Annotated in this window: 14 protein-coding genes and 1 tRNA gene; 6 read left to right on the forward strand and 9 right to left on the reverse strand. The window is 69.2% G+C overall.

Annotated elements, in window-relative coordinates; genetic code table 11:
* Positions 1 to 184: 184 nt before the first annotated feature.
* A complete protein-coding gene (locus QMK30_RS33440) occupies positions 185 to 472 on the reverse strand; it encodes a hypothetical protein (protein WP_283522095.1) in 288 nt (95 codons plus the stop codon).
* A gap of 91 nt (positions 473 to 563) precedes the next feature.
* Here QMK30_RS33440 and QMK30_RS33445 point away from each other — a divergent pair, with 91 nt between their 5' ends.
* Positions 564 to 1,223, forward strand: a complete 660-nt coding sequence (locus QMK30_RS33445) for a helix-turn-helix domain-containing protein (RefSeq protein WP_283522096.1) — start codon at positions 564 to 566, stop codon at positions 1,221 to 1,223.
* Positions 1,220 to 2,833, forward strand: a complete 1,614-nt coding sequence (locus QMK30_RS33450; RefSeq protein ID WP_283522097.1) for a tyrosine-type recombinase/integrase — start codon at positions 1,220 to 1,222, stop codon at positions 2,831 to 2,833. Before QMK30_RS33445 ends, QMK30_RS33450 begins: the two co-directional genes overlap by 4 nt.
* Positions 2,834 to 3,460: 627 nt before the next feature.
* Here the strand turns inward: QMK30_RS33450 and QMK30_RS33455 are convergent.
* Positions 3,461 to 3,534: transfer RNA gene (locus QMK30_RS33455), tRNA-Thr, on the reverse strand.
* Positions 3,535 to 3,716: 182 nt separating this feature from the next.
* On the opposite strand from QMK30_RS33455, the gene QMK30_RS33460 reads away from it, so the two are divergent.
* From QMK30_RS33460 to QMK30_RS33470, 3 genes are all read left to right on the forward strand, one after another.
* Positions 3,717 to 4,853, forward strand: a complete 1,137-nt coding sequence (locus tag QMK30_RS33460) for an ABC transporter ATP-binding protein (RefSeq protein ID WP_283522098.1) — start codon at positions 3,717 to 3,719, stop codon at positions 4,851 to 4,853.
* Between the two features lie 251 nt (positions 4,854 to 5,104).
* On the forward strand, positions 5,105 to 5,521 hold the full coding sequence (locus QMK30_RS33465) for a hypothetical protein (protein WP_283522099.1): 417 nt from the start codon (positions 5,105 to 5,107) through the stop codon (positions 5,519 to 5,521).
* Between the two features lie 93 nt (positions 5,522 to 5,614).
* Positions 5,615 to 6,331, forward strand: coding sequence for a nucleotidyltransferase family protein (locus tag QMK30_RS33470; protein ID WP_283522100.1), 717 nt, complete (start codon positions 5,615 to 5,617; stop codon positions 6,329 to 6,331).
* A 13-nt stretch (positions 6,332 to 6,344) separates the two neighbouring features.
* On the opposite strand, the gene QMK30_RS33475 is transcribed toward QMK30_RS33470, so the two are convergent.
* From QMK30_RS33475 to QMK30_RS33505, 7 genes are all read right to left on the reverse strand, one after another.
* Positions 6,345 to 7,877, reverse strand: coding sequence for a DoxX family membrane protein (locus tag QMK30_RS33475; protein ID WP_283522101.1), 1,533 nt, complete (start codon positions 7,875 to 7,877; stop codon positions 6,345 to 6,347).
* A gap of 296 nt (positions 7,878 to 8,173) precedes the next feature.
* The gene (gene rlmB / locus QMK30_RS33480) at positions 8,174 to 9,133 is read right to left on the reverse strand and encodes a 23S rRNA (guanosine(2251)-2'-O)-methyltransferase RlmB (RefSeq protein ID WP_283522102.1); all 960 of its coding nucleotides are present in this window, start codon (positions 9,131 to 9,133) and stop codon (positions 8,174 to 8,176) included.
* Between the two features lie 109 nt (positions 9,134 to 9,242).
* Positions 9,243 to 10,646 (reverse strand): cysteine--tRNA ligase, encoded by a 1,404-nt coding sequence (gene cysS / locus QMK30_RS33485; RefSeq protein WP_283522103.1) that lies wholly within the window; start codon positions 10,644 to 10,646, stop codon positions 9,243 to 9,245.
* Between the two features lie 101 nt (positions 10,647 to 10,747).
* Positions 10,748 to 11,152: a PPOX class F420-dependent oxidoreductase gene (locus QMK30_RS33490; RefSeq protein WP_283522104.1), complete on the reverse strand. Its 405-nt coding sequence runs from the start codon at positions 11,150 to 11,152 to the stop codon at positions 10,748 to 10,750.
* 214 nt (positions 11,153 to 11,366) lie between these two features.
* On the reverse strand, positions 11,367 to 11,891 hold the full coding sequence (gene ispF / locus QMK30_RS33495; RefSeq protein WP_283522105.1) for a 2-C-methyl-D-erythritol 2,4-cyclodiphosphate synthase: 525 nt from the start codon (positions 11,889 to 11,891) through the stop codon (positions 11,367 to 11,369).
* Entirely contained in the window at positions 11,881 to 12,678 is a 798-nt protein-coding gene (ispD, locus tag QMK30_RS33500; protein ID WP_283522106.1) for a 2-C-methyl-D-erythritol 4-phosphate cytidylyltransferase, read from the reverse strand. Before ispD ends, ispF begins: the two co-directional genes overlap by 11 nt.
* A gap of 306 nt (positions 12,679 to 12,984) precedes the next feature.
* Positions 12,985 to 13,467, reverse strand: a complete 483-nt coding sequence (locus QMK30_RS33505) for a CarD family transcriptional regulator (RefSeq protein ID WP_283522107.1) — start codon at positions 13,465 to 13,467, stop codon at positions 12,985 to 12,987.
* 664 nt (positions 13,468 to 14,131) lie between these two features.
* Here QMK30_RS33505 and QMK30_RS33510 point away from each other — a divergent pair.
* A complete protein-coding gene (locus QMK30_RS33510) occupies positions 14,132 to 14,824 on the forward strand; it encodes a copper chaperone PCu(A)C domain-containing protein (RefSeq protein WP_283522108.1) in 693 nt (230 codons plus the stop codon).
* The last annotated feature ends 51 nt before the right edge of the window (positions 14,825 to 14,875 follow it).

Below are 14,875 nucleotides of genomic sequence, written 5' to 3' on the forward strand. Positions count from 1 at the left end.
TCCCCACGACATCCAGCCGCGCAAGGAAACGTGCCTTCAACCCTGCAAGATCACCACGCTCAACGCCCACGGTCCCCGCAACTCCCACAGATCATGGGTGTTGCGAGGACCGTTAGAACCCAAGCACCGGTCGGGGGCCCGCCGTCGTACAGGTCAAGGTCAGCACATCGCTCGGTTGACGCCTCTAAGCGGCGAGGCCGTGAGGCTCGCTTCTGTCGTCGCCCTGACCTCCACCTGCCTGCGGGCGCTCCAGGCCCAGCAACTTCAGCAGGTCAGCCGTCACCACCCGGTAGGCGTTGCCGAGACGCAGCACCCTGACCGGGTACTCCCCCTGCTTAGCGAGTCCGTATCCCGTTGATCGGCCGATCATCAGCGCTCGGTTGGAGGTGTCGAGGTCGATCACGGCCGGGAGGGCAAGCAGCTCGTCGCCCGTCAGCCCTCGTGCCTCACGAGACGAATCAGATGCAGCCATGGCGCCCTCCCGGGAGTATCTCGTGTCGCGGTGACGCCAAAGATGTATCACGGGGTTGCGGCAGCGCCTTTTTGCTGCCTAGAGTGTCTCTATGACACCTGATCAATGGCCGACAGCGTTCACCGGTCGGATCGCCCGGCGCCTGCGGGACTCGCGCAAGGCCGCCGGCCTCACCATGGCCGAGGTCGCCCAGGGCTGTGCCGACCGCGGCTTGCCGGAGTTCACCGAGCACTCGATGAAGAATCTGGAGTCCGGGCGTAAAACAAGCATCACCATCGCGGAGGTCGTCGTACTGGCGGACGTCCTGGGCGTCCCGCCGGTAACTCTCCTCTTCCCGCTCGGGTCCTCAGCCACGGTCGAGGTGCTCCCCGGTCGCGAAATCTCCACCTGGGATGCGCTCGCATGGTTCACCGGCGAGTCGCCCTTGGCCGAGCCCGCCCCCGACGGCTCCGCTCGGGACATCCTCGACCTCTTCCGTCAGCACGGTGACCTGGTGGCTGCCGCGATGTCTTCCCACGCCTTGGCCAGGGACAGGCGGCGGGCGGCCAGCACCACCCTGAACCGGGACCGCAGAGCCACCCTCCTGCAGCGCGCCGAGGGCTACGAGGAGCACGCGTTTGAGGACTGCCAGGAACTGCGCACGTTCCGTGGCCGGATGCGCGACCGCGACCTGGCACCTCCGTCGCTGCCTGACGAGCTGGCCTTCGTCGACCAGCCCGAACCACCGACCCCCACGGAGGACAGCGAGTGAAGAACGGCAACCTCATACGACGGTGCCGCTGCACGGATCCGAAGACCAAGAAGGAGTACGGCGCGTCCTGCCCCAAGCTCAAGTCTTCGCGCCGACACGGCACCTGGACCGCCGTCCAGGAACTCGAACCCAACCAGAACGGCGACCGCAGGCGGTTCCGTCGTGGCGGCTTCGAGACCTCCACCAAGGCCCAGGAGGAGCTGGACAAGGTCCGCGCCCTCATGGCCATTCCCGAGGAGGACGACGCCTGGGGCAAGACCCAGATCGGCGACCTCCTGGAGAACTGCGTCAAGGACAAGGACCCTGTCCCGGACTACGACGAGACCCGCCGCCGCTTCAAGACAGGGCAGTCCCTGAACTCCAAGGTCACCGTGGCGGAGTGGCTCGACACCTGGCTGGCTGGGCGCAAGCGTCTCCGGCGCGGTGGGGCGACCCGCTACGAGTGCGATATCCGCGTCCACCTGAAGCCGCACCTCGGGCACCTGCGCCTCGACAAGCTCCGCGTGCACCACATCGATTCGATGTTCGACGCGATCAACGAGCGCAACATCGAGATCCAGGAACAGAACGCCCAGCGGCGCGTCGTGCGCGACGAGCTCAAGGCCACTCCAAACAAGGGTGCCGAGAACCGCGCCCGACGCCATTGGCTACGAGCCCAGCTCGACGCAATGCCTCCCTTCCGGCGGATCACCGGCCTCAACACCCAGCCGCACGTCCGGGACACGCTTCGCGCCGCGCTGAACGTCGCCATCGCCCAGCAGGTGATGCCCGCCTTCAACCCGGCCGCGCACGTCGAGTTGCTGCCGGGCACGAAGCCAAAGGCGCTCGTCTGGAGCGACGAGCGCATTGCGCGCTGGGAAGAGACCGGCGAGAAGCCTTCGCCGGTCATGGTCTGGACCCCCGAGCAGACGGCAACGTTCCTCGACTTCGTCGAGCGTGACCGGCTGTACGTGCTCTGGCGGCTCATTGCCTTCCGGGGGACACGACGCGGCGAAGGCTGCGGCGTCCGCTGGGAAGATCACTCGGCCAAGGCTCACTCGCTGGCCATCGCCACCCAGCTCGTGCAGGACGGCTGGGAGGTTCACGAAGGTGCCCCCAAGACCGACAGCGGTATTCGCCTGATCGCCCTCGACGAAGAGACGAACCGAAACCTCCTGTCTCACAAGACCCGCCAGCAACGGGAGCGGGAGGCGTGGGGCGAGGGCTGGCAGGACACCGGCCGGATCTTCACCCAGGAAGACGGCTCCCTTCTCCACCCCGGTAAGGTCAGCGACCTTTTCGAGCGTCTGGTGGAAGCCGCCGGCCTTCCTCCGATCCGGCTCCACGATCTTCGCCATGTCGCAGCGACACTGATGCTCGCTGCCGGGGTCGACATCAAGGTGGTCTCCGAAACGCTCGGCCACTCGGACACGCGGATCACCCGGGACATCTACCAGTCGGTCCTGGACGATCTCGCTCGCGACGCCGCCGAGAAGGTCGTACAGCTCGTGCCGCACGCCCGGAGGCCTCTGGCGGCGGTGAAGGACGGGGATCCGACGGCCTCTCTCCGCCGGCCCAGGATGACGCCTCCGCGTAAGAGCGACGAGGCAAAGGACGAACGGTCCGCCTGATTCAGGCGTCAAGGAGCCCCGGTCAGCGGATATCCGACCGGGGCTCTAACATGTGATGAACGTCACGCATCAGTCGCAACGGACCGCGAGTGATCGCATAGCGTGACTGCTTCCCTCCTCGCGGACAGCCACTCCAAGCGCGCCTCCGCTCGGGCGCGGCCCAATCGGCGACCGCCGAGCAGCCCCGGGTGAGCCACCATCACATCGACCTCCTGCGGGCCCCGGCTTACTCAGCTCCGCTTGGCCCTGAGGCTGCTGCCGACGCAGACGAAGGTGGGGCTCGGTGTCCATGCGGCTGAACACGACGAAGAACCCCTGGCAGCTACGCGGAGCCGCGCTGCCTGCCCCCTCGGCGCAAGACTTCAGGACCCCCGGACCTGACCGAAGCCTTCCCAGCCGGCAACGCTGGACGAGGACTTGTAGGGATGGAACAACAACCAGGTCGTCATCCGCGCGCTCCCGTCGACGCTCTCGGCCACCGCCGGTGCACGCCTTTTGCACGTTTGGCCACCGGTCGGCCACCAGAGGCCGCCTGGCGGAGCCTCTGGGCTGACGCCCCGACAGGAGAAAGGTCACGGAAAAAGGAAAAGCCCCAGGTCACGGGCTGCATGACCTGGGGTTCCACAGAGCCCCCTGTCGGATTCGAACCGACGACCTACGCATTACAAGTGCGTTGCTCTGGCCAGCTGAGCTAAGGAGGCGTACCGGAGCAGTGTAACCAACGCGATCCGGAGTTCTTCGAATATTTCACCGACTCCGGACTGCTGACAGGAGCCAAAAGGCCAGGTAGCGTCACGGAACAGTTCACTCTGGTGGACTAGACCCATTCTCCTTCCACTCGGATCGTCCGGCACGTTCCTGCCGGTAGAAGGGATCAATCACCATGGCCACTGTCTCTTTCGACAAGGCAACCCGGGTCTACCCGGGCTCCACCAAGCCCGCCGTCGACGCGCTGGAGCTGCACGTGGAGGACGGCGAGTTCCTCGTCCTCGTCGGCCCCTCCGGCTGCGGAAAGTCGACCTCCCTGCGCATGCTCGCGGGTCTTGAGGACGTCAACGGCGGCGCCATCCGCATCGGTGAGCGCGACGTCACGCACCTGCCGCCGAAGGACCGGGACATCGCCATGGTGTTCCAGAACTACGCGCTGTACCCGCACATGTCGGTCGCCGACAACATGGGCTTCGCGCTCAAGATCGCCGGCATCAACAAGGCCGAGATCCGCAAGAAGGTCGAAGAGGCCGCGAAGATCCTCGACCTCTCGGACTACCTGGACCGCAAGCCGAAGGCGCTCTCCGGCGGCCAGCGCCAGCGCGTCGCGATGGGCCGCGCCATCGTCCGTGAGCCGCAGGTCTTCCTCATGGACGAGCCGCTGTCGAACCTCGACGCCAAGCTCCGCGTCTCGACCCGTACGCAGATCGCGTCGCTCCAGCGCCGCCTCGGCATCACCACGGTGTACGTCACCCACGACCAGGTCGAGGCCATGACCATGGGCGACCGGGTCGCGGTCCTCAAGGACGGTCTGCTCCAGCAGGTCGACTCGCCGCGCAACATGTACGACCGCCCCAACAACCTCTTCGTCGCCGGCTTCATCGGCTCCCCCGCCATGAACCTGGTCGAGGTCCCGATCACCGACGGCGGCGTGAAGTTCGGCAACAGCGTGGTGCCGGTCTCCCGTGACGCGCTGTCCGCCGCAGCCGACAAGGGCGACACCACCGTCACGGTCGGCGTCCGCCCCGAGCACTTCGACATCGTCGAGCAGGGTGGCGGCGGCGCCACGACGCTCTCCAAGGAGACCTCGGACGCCCCGGCCGGCCTGGCCGTCACCGTCAACGTCGTCGAGGAGCTCGGCGCCGACGGTTACGTCTACGGCAGCGCCGAGGTCAACGGCGAGCACAAGGACCTGGTGGTCCGCGTCGACGGCCGCGCCGTCCCGGGCAAGGGCGCCGTGCTCCACGTCGTCCCGCGGCCGGGCGAGACCCACGTCTTCTCGACCTCGACGGGCGAGCGCCTCAGCGACTGACGGACGATGGCCGATGGACGGCGGCCGGGCGGCAGTCGGCAACCGCCGCCCCCACCAGCCGCCGCTCCGGTGGCAAATCCACGCGCGAGGGGCCCCGCACCCTTGAGTTCTAGTGGTCGTGGCAATACCCCGGCAGACCGGGCATTTCGAGCAGTGTGCGTCAACACCCGATTCGAAAATAGACATCGAACCATCGCCCACGAGAGTGACTAAATGTCGCCAAATCATTACGGGCCGCTACGCTCACTCGCGTGACCCACACAGCCCGCCGAATCGGCCGAACTCTCGCTCTCGTCCTGCCCGTCGTCCTGGTCCTCTCCGGGACCCTGGCGGTCACCCGCGTCCCGTGGTCCACGAGCGGATCCGAGACGCAGATCCTGACCGCCTCCTCCGAGGAAGTCAACGTACGCGCCAAGTCCCGCGCCCCGCAGGACGTACTGCGCGACAAGCTCCTCCTGGAACTCCAGGAGGAGGACCCCGCGGTCGCCCTCACGCACCTGCAGCGCGAGATCGAGCGCCGACCCTCGCTCACCGAGCACTGCATGTCGATCGCCCGCGCCCTCGGCCGTGCCGCCGTCGGCCACTACGGTCCCACCCGCGCGCAGAAGTTCTCCCGCCCCGTCTGCGACACGTCGTTCGCCTCCGGCGTGGCCCAGCAGGCCGGCTGACCGGGTACGGGCGCCGACAAGGCCACCGACCGAGCGAGCAGCCTATCCGGGCACCGGGGCACCCTCCGCGGCCCGCCGCATATCGTGCCCCGTATGACTACGTATCCGACGCAGGCCGTGATCCTGGCAGGTGGCCAGGGCTCGCGGCTGCGCCCGTACACCGACGACCGCCCCAAGCCGATGGTCGAGATCCCCGGAACCGGGACCCCGATCATCGGCCATCAGCTGGCCTGGCTGGCCGCCGAGGGCGTGACCGACGCGGTCGTCTCCTGCGGCCATCTCGCCGACGTCCTCCAGGAATGGCTGGACGGCGCCGAGCTTCCGCTGCGTGTCACCACCGTGGTGGAGAACGAACCGCTGGGCCGCGGCGGCGGCCTCAAGTACGCCGCCGCGCACCTCCCGCATCCCGAGCAGTCCTGGTACGCGACCAACGGCGACATCTGGACGCGCTTCTCCCTGCGCGAGATGGCCGCCTTCCACGCCGAGCGCGACGCCACCGCCACCCTGGCCCTCGCCCGCCCCCGCATCCCGTGGGGCGCCGTGGAGACGGACGCCTTCGGCCACATCACCGACTTCATCGAGTCGCCGCCCTCGCCCTACCTCATCAACGCGGGCGTGTACGTCTTCTCAGCGGCCTTCGCAGCGCTTCTCCCCGACCTCGGGGACCACGAACGCACCACGTTCCCCCGGCTGGCCCGAGAGCGCCGCCTGGCGGGCTTCCCGCTGCCGCACGGCGCGTACTGGCGGGCCATCGACACCGCGAAGGACCTCAACGAGGCGGCCAAGGAGCTGGCAGCGGCCCGCGGTTGAGGGATTTACGTATCTACGCACCCGGCACAGGCGCAGGTGTGCGCACCCGGTACGGGCACAGGGCACCGGGTGCGCGAGCAGGACAGGGGGCGGGCTGTCGCTGCGGCGGCGGAGGCGCCTGGCCCGCCGTGCTGCCCTGGGTCTGGCTCGGCTGCCGCCGGGGGTCGGTGGCAGCTCCCGGGGCGGTCTGACGCGTCGCCCCCGGCGTCGTGCCCTTGGCCGACGGGGCCGCGGAGCCGCTGGCGGTCGGCGCCGGCCTGCTGCTGCCGGGGGTCCGCGAAGAGCCCTGGGAGCCGGATTCCTGCGGGAGCGGGGCGCCCGGCATGTAGTTGGTCGGGTCGTCGTTCGGGCCCGGCACGGTCACCATGTCCGAGGACCGGACGGCGCCGCCGAGCATCGAGCCGACCAGCAGCGTCACACCGACGACCAGAGCGGCGACGATCGTGCCACGACGCAGCACGCGGCGCCGCAGTTCCCACAGCTCCGAGCGCGGACCGAGCTTGCGCCAGGCCTCGCCCGCGAGCCGTCCGTCGACCGAGTAGACCGGCGCACCCGCGATGATCAGCGGGCTCCACGCGGCGAGGTAGATGATGTCGGGGGCGTCGTACGCCGGGACGGTCTTCCAGCTCACGGTCACGACCAGCGCGACCGAGAGCAGCGTCCCGACGCTCGCGGCGATCCGCTGCCACAGGCCGAGCACCGTCAGCACACCGACAACGACCTGAAGGAAGGCGACGGTCAGGCCGGAGCCCACGGGGTGGCTCACCGCGAAGTCCCGCAGCGGCCCGGCGATGGTCCACGGGTCCAGCGACGTGAGCCACTTGACCATCGAGCCGCGCTTGCCGCCGTCGAAGTACACGGGGTCGCAGAGCTTGCTCATGCCGGCGTAGATGGAGATGAAGCCGAGAAACACCCGGAGCGGCAGCAGCACCACTCCAAGATTTATCCGCCGCCCGGGGTAATAGGCGTGCCGGACCGCGTCGGCGCCGTGCCGCTGGCCGCCCGCCCGGCCGTCCCCGTCGAACTCCTCGTCGTCGTAGGGCTCTTCGCCGTACGTGTCGGAGTCGTCGTACGCGCCGACGGCCTGCCGCGTCCTGGGCAGCATCGCCGTCCTGGGCGGCTCGGAGCCGCGCGGGCCGACGACGGACGGGATCGCCTCGGTGTCCTCGCCCACGGAGATCCGGGGGATGACCTGCGTGGCGCCCGCGTCGTGACCACCGGCGCCACCGGCGCGCGCCTCGGCGGTGTTGCGTACGGCCTGGAGCAGTCCGGTCGCGCCAGGATCCCCCGGTTCGGATCTGCCGCTCCATACGACGGGCGCTCGGCGACGCACTCCGGCCGCGCCGCCGGCGAGCAACGCCGTGTCCGCCATCCCACTGCCCGCGCCGCCCGCACCCGCGTAAAGCGGGGCGGGGCGCCGGCTCGGGGCGAGCTGCACGCGGAAACTGGCGTGGTTGACGATGACCTGCGCTGGGTCGCAAGGCACCTTGACCATGCTCAGGGCGGGCTGATCGTCGAACCCGGGTGTTCTGGTGTCCACACTCATCTAACCGAGTGATGTGTGTTTAGGACACTGCCTTGACGCAGCCGATCTGTCCGAGACCCGTCAAGACTCCCTTACCGGGCAAAACACCCAGCCCCGGCCGACGTGTCACCCGGACGCCGCGCCGCCGCCCGGCCGGGCACCCGCGCGGTCCTACGCCAGGTGCCCGTCCCGCGTTGCGCCAGGCGCCGCACACCCGTCACTCCTGCGTGGCGCGTCTCACATCGCGTACGACCGAACGCCGCGTACGGGTACGCCGCGCACGGCCCCACGCCAGGTGAGGCCCGCCCGCACCTGACCTACGCCCTGCGCTTCGCCGCCTCATAGAGCACGACGCCGGCCGCGACACCCGCGTTCAGCGACTCCGCGCCGCCCGGCATCGGGATCCGCACGAGGAAGTCGCACGTCTCGCCGACCAGCCGGGACAGGCCCTTGCCCTCGCTGCCGATGACGATGACGACCGGGCCGCCCAGCGCCTCAAGCTCCTGAACCTCGGTCTCGCCGTCCGCCGCGAGGCCGACGACCGCGATGCCCGCCTTCTGGTACGCCTCGATGGCGCGCGTCAGGTTGGTGACCCGGGCCACCGGCGTACGGGCCGCCGTACCGGCCGATGACTTCCAGGCTCCCGCCGTCATGCCGGCCGCTCGCCGCTCGGGTACGACCACGCCGTGACCACCGAAGGCGGCGACGGAGCGGACGATCGCGCCGAGGTTCCGCGGGTCGGTGATGCCGTCGAGGGCCACGATCAGCGGGTCCTCGCCGGCGTCGAACGCTGTGGCCGACAAGTCCTCGGCGTGCGCGTACTCGTACGGCGGAACCTGCAGGACGAGGCCCTGGTGGTTCAGGCCGTTCGTCATCCGGTCCAGCTCGGGCCGCGGTGCCTCCATCAGGTGGATGCCGCCGCGCTCGCCCGCGAGCTGGAGCGCCTCGCGCACCCGCTCGTCGTTGTCGATGTACTGCTGTACGTACAGCGTGGTCGCCGGGACGCCGTCGCGCAGCGCCTCGAAGACCGGGTTGCGGCCGACGACCATCTCAGACGTGCCCTTGCCGCCGCGCCTGGGGACGGGACGCCGGGTGGCCTTGGTGTTCGTCTTGGCCACCGCCTTGGCGACGCGGTTCTTCTTGTGGCCCTTGCGGTCGGCGGCGGGCGGGGTCGGGCCCTTGCCTTCGAGGCCCCTGCGCCGCTGGCCACCGCTGCCGATCTGCGGGCCCTTCTTGTTGGACGTGCGGCGGTTCTTGCGCTGGCTGTTCCCGGCCATGACCTACCTGTTTCCTGAAGCTTCGATGCGTGCGTGCGTATGTATGCGTAAGTGAAAGTGTGCCGCCCGGCAGGCCGGGCGGCACATGCTGTGCGCCGTGAGCGGGGTCTCAGCGCGGTCCCAGCGTCCAGCGCGGCCCCGTCGGGCCGTCCTCGATGACGAGCCCGGACTGCTGGAGCTGATCGCGGATCGCGTCGGCCGCCGCCCAGTCCTTGCGGTCGCGGGCCGACTGGCGCTGGTCGAGGACGAGCCGTACGAGCGTGTCCACGACCCCGTGCAGATCCTCGCTCTGCTCACCGGACGCGCCCGCCCAACGGTCGTCGAGCGGGTCGAGGCCGAGGACGCCGAGCATGGCCCGCACCTCCGCCAGCCGGGCGATCGCCGCTTCCTTGTCGTCGGCGGCCAGCGCGGAATTGCCCTGCCGCACCGTCGTGTGGATCATCGCGAGCGCCTGCGGGACACCCAGGTCGTCGTCCATCGCGTCGGCGAAGGCCGGCGGGACCTGCTCGGCGGGCTCCACGACGCCCCCGGCCTTCTCCACCACACGCTGGACGAAGCCCTCGATGCGCGCGAAGGCGGACTCCGCCTCGCGCAGGGCCTCCTCGCTGTACTCGATGGTCGACCGGTAGTGCGGCGTACCGAGGTAGTAGCGCAGGACGATGGGGCGCCAGTTCTTGACCATCTCGGACACGAGGACCGAGTTGCCCAGGGACTTCGACATCTTCTCGCCGGCCATGGTGACCCAGTGGTTGTGCACCCAGTACTTCGCGAAGTCGTCACCGAAGGCCTTGGCCTGTGCGATCTCGTTCTCGTGGTGCGGGAAGATCAGGTCGATCCCGCCACCGTGGATGTCGAAGACCTTGCCCAGGTACTTGTGGGCCATGGCGGAGCACTCCAGGTGCCAGCCGGGACGGCCGCGGCCCCACGGCGTCTCCCAGCTCGGCTCGCCCGGCTTGGCGCTCTTCCACATGGCGAAGTCGCGCTGGTCGCGCTTGCCGATCTCGCCCTCGCCGGAGGGCTGACGCAGCTCGTCCAGGTCCTGGTTGGAGAGCTCCAGATAGCCGTCGTAGGACCGCACGTCGAAGTAGACGTTCCCGTCGGCCGCGTACGCGTGCCCGCGCTCGATGAGGCCGCGCATCATCTCGATCATCTCGGGGATGTGCCCGGTGGCGCGCGGCTCGTACGTGGGCGGGAGGCAGCCCAGCGCGTCGTAGCCGTCGTTGAAGGCGCGCTCGTTCTCGTACCCGATCGCCCACCAGGGGCGGTCCAGCTCGGCCGACTTCACGATGATCTTGTCGTCGATGTCCGTGACATTGCGGATGAACGTCACGTCGTAACCGCGGTACTCGAACCAGCGGCGCATGATGTCGAAGTTCAGCCCGGACCTGATGTGCCCGATGTGCGGGGCAGCCTGCACCGTGGCGCCACAGAGGTAGATCGAGACACAGCCCGGTGTGAGCGGGGCGAAGTCGCGAGTCTGCCGGGCGCTGGTGTCGTACAGGCGAAGAGTCACCACACCAGGGTAGTGCGCCCACCACAGTGCCCCGCGACTCTTTGCGAGCCGCGGGGAACGGGTTCTCCGGTCGGATCCGTCCGGACCCGTTCGGATCCGGCTCAGATACTGCCGACGATCTTGCGCGCGCTCACCCGGACGACCACACGCTCGCTGTCGTTGACCGACGACGGGTTGAACTCCACGTACTTCTTACCGGTGTACTTCACGGCCAGCTCGTCGATGAGCTCCTGGCCGCCCTCGGTCGTCATCTCGACCGTGCCGCGGATCTCGGCGTAGTCGTACGGGGAGTCGAAGGGCTGCAGCAGGACCGTCACCCGGGGGTCGCGGCGCAGGTTCTTCTCCTTGCGCCGGCCGAGGGTCGTCGAGAACAGCACCTCGTCCCCGTCGCGCTTGACCCACACCGGCGAGACCTGCGGGCTGCCGTCGGGCTGGATGGTGGCGACGTTGATGAAGACGGGGGTGTCGAGCAGTGCCTTGAGCCTGTCGGAAAGTTCGGCTGCCATGGGGGGCCTTCCGTGAGGGAGGGGAGGGGAGGGGGGGAGCTGGTGACTCCGGTGGCTGACGGCGATAGGAGTACCCGCTGCCGCGCCGACGCATCACACCGGCTCGTTGTTTCAGCCTGTACGGACCACCGGAGCCGCGTTTCGGCCTGCGCCGAAGCCTGTACGGACCCACTCGGCCCGCGTTTCGGCCTGTGCCCCCTGGCGGGCCCGCGTTTCAGGCCGTACGGATCACCAGAGCCGTGGCGATCGCCACGAGGCCCTCGCCCCGGCCGGTGAACCCGAGCCCGTCGGAGGTGGCGGCGGACAGTGAGACGGGCGCGCCGACCGCGGCCGAGAGCACCTTCTGTGCCTCGTCGCGCCGCTTGCCGATCTTCGGCCGCAGGCCGACGACCTGCACGGCGACATTGCCGATGCCGAAGCCCTCGGCGCGCACGATCCGTGCGGCCTCGGTGAGCAGGGCGATGCCGGACGCGCCGGACCACTCGGGGCGGCCGGTGCCGAAGTGCTGCCCGAGGTCGCCGAGGCCGGCGGCGGAGAACAGCGCGTTGCAGGCGGCGTGCGCGACGACATCGGCGTCCGAGTGCCCGGCCAGGCCGGGGCCCTCGCCCTCCCAGAGCAGGCCCGCGCACCAGAGCTCACGGCCCTCTTCGAATGCGTGGATGTCGGTGCCGATCCCCACCTGCGGCAGCGCGGGGATCACAGGACGAGCGGATGCGGAATCAGCGGAATCAGAAGACATCGTTGGCCCTCCTGCGGGCGAGTACCGCCTCGGCCAGGACCAGGTCCAACGGCCGGGTCACCTTGAACGCCTCCTCGTGGCCGGGAACGACCACGACCTGCACGCCGAGCTGTTCGACCATCCCGGCGCAGTCCGTGGCGCCCTCGCCGGGCGCCGCGCCCTCGCCGCCGGCCGCGAACGTCTCGTGGGCGCGGACGAGCGTGGCCCGATCGAAACCCTGCGGGGTCTGTACGGCGCGCAGCAGGGCCCGCTCGGGGGTGGCCACGACGGGCTCCGGCTCACCCTTTGCGCGAGGCTCGACCTGCTTGACGGTGTCGGTCAGCGGCAGCGCGGGCACCACGGCGGGCGCCCCGTCCCGTACCGCTTCGATGACCGCGTCGACGGTGTCGACGGGCACCAGCGGGCGGGCCGCGTCGTGCACCAGGACGGTGGTGATGCCGGCGGGCAGTGCGTCGAGCCCCAGCCGTACGGATTCCTGGCGGGTCTCACCGCCCGGCACGACGACGAAGTCGGTGCGCTCGGGGAGCGCGTGCTCGTCGAGGAGGTTCTTGACGGCGGTCGCCTCGTCCGCCGGGGCCACCACGACGACGAGGGAGACGGCCCTGGAATCGGCCATCGCCCTCACCGCGTGGATCAACATGGGGGTGCCGCTCAGCGCGCGCAGCGCCTTGGGGGCGCCGGGGCCGAGCCGTATGCCGCGGCCGGCGGCGGGGATCACCGCGGCGGTGCGGCGGCTGGTGTCACGACCTGTGGTGGGGCGCGATTCGTCCAGCGATTCGTCTGTCATCGATAGCTCCGGGGCCGGTGGCGTCTCGCCCCCCGGACTGGCATGGACAGGTTTGGGTCAGCCAGGTTTGTGTTCGCGGCCGAGGTGGGTATGGCCACAAGCGTGCCGGGCGCGACGCCTTGACCGGCCCCTTCCGTGACGACCGGTCGAGGCAGCTGCCCGGGCCCGGCACACCAGAAATCCAGGGGATGTGGGGTACGGATAATAATGAATATGCCGCAGCGCCCGGTAACAAGGGCTGGTCGGCCTTGTCAGCGGGCACCACGGCATTACTGAGCTCAGAAGGAGCAACCTCCTGAGCTCGGGTCAGGACGCGAGGACCTCGTCGAGCAGAGCCTCGGCCTTGTCTTCATTGGTGTTCTCCGCGAGTGCGAGCTCACTCACGAGGATCTGCCGCGCCTTGGCGAGCATGCGCTTCTCACCTGCGGAAAGCCCACGCTCACGCTCACGACGCCACAGGTCGCGCACGACTTCGGCGACCTTGATGACATCACCGGATGCAAGCTTTTCGAGATTTGCTTTGTAGCGCCGGGACCAGTTCGTCGGCTCTTCGGCGAACGGTGCGCGAAGCACCTCGAAGACCCGCTCGAGCCCTTCCTGGCCGACCACATCGCGTACGCCCACGAACTCCGCATTGTCCGCAGGCACACGAACGGTCAAGTCGCCCTGAGCGACCTTGAGCACCAAGTAGGTCTTGTCCACGCCTTTGATCTGGCGAGTTTCGATAGCCTCGATCAGCGCGGCCCCGTGATGGGGATAGACCACGGTGTCGCCAACCTTGAACGTCATGTGACAGGTACCCCTTCCGTGGCTATCCAGAGTAACACGGATGAGGCTTCTTCTGAATGACGTTTTCGCAGGTCAGGGCACATCTCGGGGCTTGACAACAGCAACAGGAACGTGCTGCGGAAGGCTTCCGGAAGCGGGTATTCGCAGGTCGGAGCGGCTGTACGGGGGAAGAGAAACGCGTACCGTACACGCACCGCAGACCCCTCCACCGAGGACGAACATCCCGGTTTGCCTGGTTCGGAGCGGTGAACTTCGACTACTCCGTTCGCAGATCGGTCACCCGTACGGCCCGAATCCATAATCGATCACCGATGCGGTGATCAATTCCCCGGACCGGCTCCGCGCGGCCTCCCGTCGCCTCTTCACGCCGTCTTCCGGCCGTGCTTGGAGTCCGGGTTCCGTACCGCCATACATTCCTTACGGATAATCCGCACTCGGGTCGCACTCATGCCACCCCCCGGATAGGTGAACGGCGTACAAAGCAGCGAGCCGGGTCGACCTCCCCGGTGCGGGTGGGCGGGGTGGGGCGGGTCGGGTGCAGGCGAGGGTCGACGGCTCGGTAACCTAAGCGCGCTGACACATCCTTGGGGCGGCTTCGCACCGCGCCCCTGATCGGTCCCCTGTCCTCAGTACGTCCGAATGTCTAAGAGGAGATGCCGCCGCCGTGAGCCGCAGCCTTCGACGCGGTGCCATCGCCGCGACCGCCGTCGTGTTCTCTATCGCCTCGCTCGCCGCCTGCGGTGCGGGCAACGACGCGCAGACGCTGGGGGTCAAGCCGGACAACGCGGCGACCGCCGTCGACGACATCAAGATCCAGAACGCCACGATCGTCACGCAGCCGGAGCCCGGGGCCGAGGGCCCCGCGGCCGTCGCCGTGACCATCTTCAACAACGGCGCCAAGGCCGAGACCCTGGAGTCCATCAGCCTGCCGGGCACCACCGCCAAGGTGAAGCTCTCGCCGGCCAAGGGCAACGGCCCGGTGTCCGTACCGGCCGGCGGCTCGATCGTGCTCGGCGGCAAGGGCAACGCCTCCGCCGTCATCGACAAGGGCAACGAGGCCGCGAAGAACGGTGCCGCGCAGCCCATCGTCTTCGAGCTCAGCGACACCGGCTCGGTGAAGATGCGGGCGTTCGTGCTGCCGGCGAAGCACGACTTCAAGGACGTCGGCCCGTCCGCGCTCCCCAAGCTGCCCGCCACGAAGCCGTCCGGCTCGGCGACGACGAGCCCGCCCGGCAGCCCCTCGGGCTCGCCGTCCGGATCGCCCTCGGAGGGCGCGTCCGGCGCCGCGGGCGCCACGGCGACCACCGGCCCGTCGGACGGGACTTCCGCGTCGCACGACGCGGGCGCGGGTCACTGACGCGGATCACCCCCGACCGACAGCAGTACGCACAGGGGCGCCCCCCCCGCC

The sequence above is a fragment of the Streptomyces sp. H27-C3 genome, from assembly GCF_030063415.1.
Lineage (GTDB): Bacteria > Actinomycetota > Actinomycetes > Streptomycetales > Streptomycetaceae > Streptomyces.

Bases quoted from the DNA above. Each gene is read 5' to 3' on its own strand.
- ispD (WP_283522106.1), bottom strand. From the start codon at position 12,678: ATGACAGACGAATCGCTGGACGAATCGCGCCCCACCACAGGTCGTGAC.
- QMK30_RS33445 (WP_283522096.1), top strand. From the start codon at position 564: ATGACACCTGATCAATGGCCGACAGCGTTCACCGGTCGGATCGCCCGG.
- rlmB (WP_283522102.1), bottom strand. From the start codon at position 9,133: ATGGCCGGGAACAGCCAGCGCAAGAACCGCCGCACGTCCAACAAGAAG.
- ispF (WP_283522105.1), bottom strand. From the start codon at position 11,891: ATGTCTTCTGATTCCGCTGATTCCGCATCCGCTCGTCCTGTGATCCCC.
- QMK30_RS33505 (WP_283522107.1), bottom strand. From the start codon at position 13,467: ATGACGTTCAAGGTTGGCGACACCGTGGTCTATCCCCATCACGGGGCC.
- QMK30_RS33460 (WP_283522098.1), top strand. From the start codon at position 3,717: ATGGCCACTGTCTCTTTCGACAAGGCAACCCGGGTCTACCCGGGCTCC.
- QMK30_RS33490 (WP_283522104.1), bottom strand. From the start codon at position 11,152: ATGGCAGCCGAACTTTCCGACAGGCTCAAGGCACTGCTCGACACCCCC.
- QMK30_RS33470 (WP_283522100.1), top strand. From the start codon at position 5,615: ATGACTACGTATCCGACGCAGGCCGTGATCCTGGCAGGTGGCCAGGGC.
- QMK30_RS33475 (WP_283522101.1), bottom strand. From the start codon at position 7,877: ATGAGTGTGGACACCAGAACACCCGGGTTCGACGATCAGCCCGCCCTG.
- QMK30_RS33440 (WP_283522095.1), bottom strand. From the start codon at position 472: ATGGCTGCATCTGATTCGTCTCGTGAGGCACGAGGGCTGACGGGCGAC.